This window comes from Streptomyces nanshensis (genome assembly GCF_001751255.1).
Classification (GTDB): Bacteria; Actinomycetota; Actinomycetes; order Streptomycetales; family Streptomycetaceae; genus Streptomyces; species Streptomyces nanshensis_A.
On the sequence record NZ_LJGW01000299.1, the window covers coordinates 1 to 3,616 of the forward strand.

The window sequence follows — 3,616 nt, forward strand, 5'->3', positions numbered from 1 at the left end:
AGCGCGGCAGCGGCGCCGCCGGTCCCGGCGAGTGGGCCCGCGATCTGGCGCTGGGCGCCCGCTTCGCGACGAGCGGCGGCCGTCAGGGATGGCTCCGTACGCTGCTGACGGCGGTCGGCGTCGCGCTCGGCGTGGCCGTGCTGCTGCTCGCGGCGGCGGTGCCGGAGCTGATCCGCAGCAACGGCGAGCGCTCCGAGGCGCGTTCGGGCGCCTTCACCGAGGAGTCGGTCGACCGCAGCGCATACTCGGTCCTCACCAAGGACGCCAACAACCGGTACCACGGCGACCAGTTGTACGGGCGTCTGCTACAGGCCGACGGGTCCAGCCCGGCGACTCCCCCCGGGCTGGACCACATTCCGGCACCCGGCGAGATGGCCGTCTCGCCCGCGCTGAAGCGGCTGCTGGACTCCCCGGACGGCAAGGCCCTCGCCGAGCGGCTCGACGCGAAGGTCGTCGGCACGATCGGCGACGACGGACTGCTCGGCCCGTACGAACTCGCCTTCTACAAGGGCGCGGACGACCTCTCCGAGGCCCACGGGGCCGTCCGCGTCGACAAGTTCGGCAGTCCCGTGGAGGAAGCACCCCTGGAACCCGCGCTGTTGCTGCTGGTCGTCGTGGCCTGCGCGGTTCTGGTGATGCCCGTCGCCATCTTCATCGCCACGGCCGTACGGTTCGGCGGCGAGCAACGCGACTCACGGCTCGCCGCGCTGCGGCTGATCGGCGCCGACGTCGCCACCGCCCGGCGGATGGCGGCCGGCGAGACGCTGGTCGGCGCGCTGCTGGGACTGCTGCTCGGCGGCTGGTTCTTCCTGCTGGGCCGGGCGTTCATCGGCCACATCGTGCTGTTCCGCATCAGCGTCTTCCCCGAGGACGTCACGCCGGGGCCGCTGCTGGGGCTGCTGATCGCCGTCGGTGTGCCGCTCACGGCGGTGGCCGTGACCATCTTCGCGCTGCGCGGTGTGGCGATCGAGCCGCTGGGCCTGGTGCGCAAGAGCGAGCAGCGCAAGCGGCGGCTGTGGTGGCGTCTGCTGCCGCCCGCGGCCGGTGCGGCGCTGCTGCTCCCGCTGGCCGGTTCGCTGCAGAACAGCGCCGGCGACGTCGCGGAGGCGCAGGTCATCTCCGGTGTGGTGCTGCTGCTCAGCGGCATCGTCCTGCTGCTGCCGTGGCTGGTCGAGCGCATCGTGGGACGGCTGCTCGGCGGCCCGCTCTCCTGGCAGCTCGCCGTGCGCCGGCTGCAGCTCAACAGCGGCAACGCCACCCGGGCCGTCAGCGGCATCACCGTCGCGGTGGCCGGTGCGATCGCGCTCCAACTCCTCTTCTCCGTCGTACAGGTCGGGGAGGAGAACAACGAGAACCTGAGCGGCGCGCAGACGCAGATCGACGTGTACGGACCGCAGAGCAGTCTCGCCGCCGCCGAGCGGCTCACCCGTTCCCTGAAGGAGACGGAGGGCGTGACCGAGGCGAGCGGCTATCTCCAGTCCTGGGTGGAGCTCCGCGGCTCCGAGGACGGCGCCGAGGTCCAGGTCGCCGGTTGCAGGACGCTGCGCGCCCTGGCCCACGTCGGCGAGTGCCGCGACGGCGACGTCTTCCTCGCCCGCCCGAAGAAGGGCGAGGGCGCCGAGGGCATGGAGGGGGACCCCTCGCCCCGGGTGAAGCCGGGGATGCAGCTCACGCTCGACAAGACGCCGGGCGACGACAGCCAGAAGGGCGAGTACACCTGGCGGGTGCCGGACTCCGCCCGCAGCGTACGGAGCATCAAGCCGCCGGAGGGCGTCGCCGCGGACGGGCTGCTCGTCACGCCCTCGGTGCTGGACGAGAAGCGGCTGGAGTCGCCCTCGTTCCAGGGCTGGGCGATCACCGAGCGCACCGGGAAGGCGCTGGAGGAGCTGCGTACGACGGTCTTCCGCACCGACCCGTCCTTCACCCTCTGGGAGTCCGCCGACCAGGAGACGGCCGAGGACGTGGGCACTCTCACCAGTGCGGTCCTGGCGGCCTCGGTCGCGGTGCTGCTGCTGATCGGCGCCAGCATGACCGTCTCGATGCTGGAGCAACTGCGGGAGCGCAAGCGGCAGTTGTCCGTGCTGGTGGCCTTCGGCACCAAGCGCTCCACCCTCGGGGTCTCGGTGCTGTGGCAGACGGCGGTGCCGGTCGTGCTCGGCATCGGGCTGGCGGTCGCCTTCGGACTGGGCCTGGGCTGGGCGCTGCTGCGGATGACGAGCGACGAGGGCGGCGCGGACTGGCTGGTCTTCCTGCCGACCGCGGCCGCGGGCGCCGGTGTGATCGCCCTGGTGACGCTGGTCAGCCTGCCGTTCCTGTGGCGGATGATGCGGCCGGACGGGCTGCGTACGGAGTGAGGCGAGGGACCTCCTCCGGGCCGCCGCACGCGCTGCCCTGAGAAGCCGCTCCCACCGGTTCACGGTTCCGGCCAGGCCCCCATGCTGGCCGGAACCGTGTTTTCGCGTTAAAGTGATATCACTTTGCTAGACGCGGTGAACGGCAGGAGTGCGCCGCGTACTCGACACGGAGACGGGGGACCCCCTATGTCAGCGCAGGATCCGGCACCCAACACACCGAAGAACACGGCGCATTCGGCACCGGACGCCGAGCCGCAGGACGGCCCGGACATGCCGGCGCCGGAGGTCCGCGAGGTCACCGCGCACAGCATCCCCGGCGGACTCGCCCTGCTGCTGGGCCTCATCGGCTTTCTGCTGGGCGTGGGCGGCATAGTCCTCGGCGGCAGCCTCGCCTCCGGCGGCTCCGGCGGGCCCGGGGCGGCGCTGATCGTCGTCGGCGTCCTGGTGCTCATCGGCTCGGTGTTCGCGATGTGCGGCCTGAACATGGTCGCTCCGGGCGAGGCCCGCGTCGTACAGCTCTTCGGGCGCTACACCGGCACCATCCGTACGGACGGGCTGCGTTGGGTCAACCCGCTCACCAGCCGCAGCAAGATCTCCACGCGGGTGCGCAACCACGAGACCGCGGTGCTGAAGGTCAACGACGCCTACGGCAACCCGATCGAGCTGGCCGCGGTCGTGGTCTGGCAGGTCCAGGACACCGCCCAGGCGACCTTCGCGGTGGACGACTTCGTCGAGTTCGTCGCCACCCAGACCGAGGCGGCCGTGCGGCACATCGCCATCGAGTACCCCTACGACTCCCACGACGAGGGCGGACTCTCGCTCCGCGGCAACGCCGAGGAGATCACCGAGAAGCTCGCCGCCGAGCTGACCCTGCGGGTCGAGGCGGCCGGCGTGAAGATCGTCGAGTCCCGCTTCACGCACCTCGCCTACGCGCCGGAGATCGCCTCCGCGATGCTCCAGCGGCAGCAGGCCGGTGCCGTCGTCGCCGCCCGCAAGACGATCGTCGAGGGCGCGTGCGGCATGGTCGAGGACGCCATCACCCGTATCGCCGCACAGGACTTCGTGGAGCTGGACGAGGAGCGCAGGGCCACGATGGTCAGCAATCTGCTGGTGGTCCTCTGCGGTGACCGCTCGCCGCAGCCGGTCATGAACACCGGGTCGCTCTACCAGTGACGGACCCGCCTGAACGCGACGGCTCCGCGCAGCCCGCGGACTCCGCACCGCCGGGCGGCGGCGCGGAGGGCGGGGGCGCGGGGGCCGCG

2 protein-coding genes are annotated in these 3,616 nt (G+C 72.0%); both read left to right on the top strand.

The window, feature by feature from the left end; translation table 11 throughout:
* Positions 1-2,354, top strand: a 2,354-nt coding sequence (locus tag AN218_RS17660; RefSeq protein WP_338059627.1) for an ABC transporter permease, incomplete at its 5' end; no start/stop codon positions are given.
* 186 nt (positions 2,355-2,540) lie between these two features.
* On the top strand, positions 2,541-3,527 hold the full coding sequence (locus AN218_RS17665; protein ID WP_070017857.1) for an SPFH domain-containing protein: 987 nt from the start codon (positions 2,541-2,543) through the stop codon (positions 3,525-3,527).
* Positions 3,528-3,616 lie beyond the last annotated feature (89 nt).

What these genes read in the sequence shown, in the direction of transcription:
- AN218_RS17665 (WP_070017857.1), top strand. Translation starts at nt 2,541, where the DNA reads ATGTCAGCGCAGGATCCGGCACCCAACACACCGAAGAACACGGCGCAT.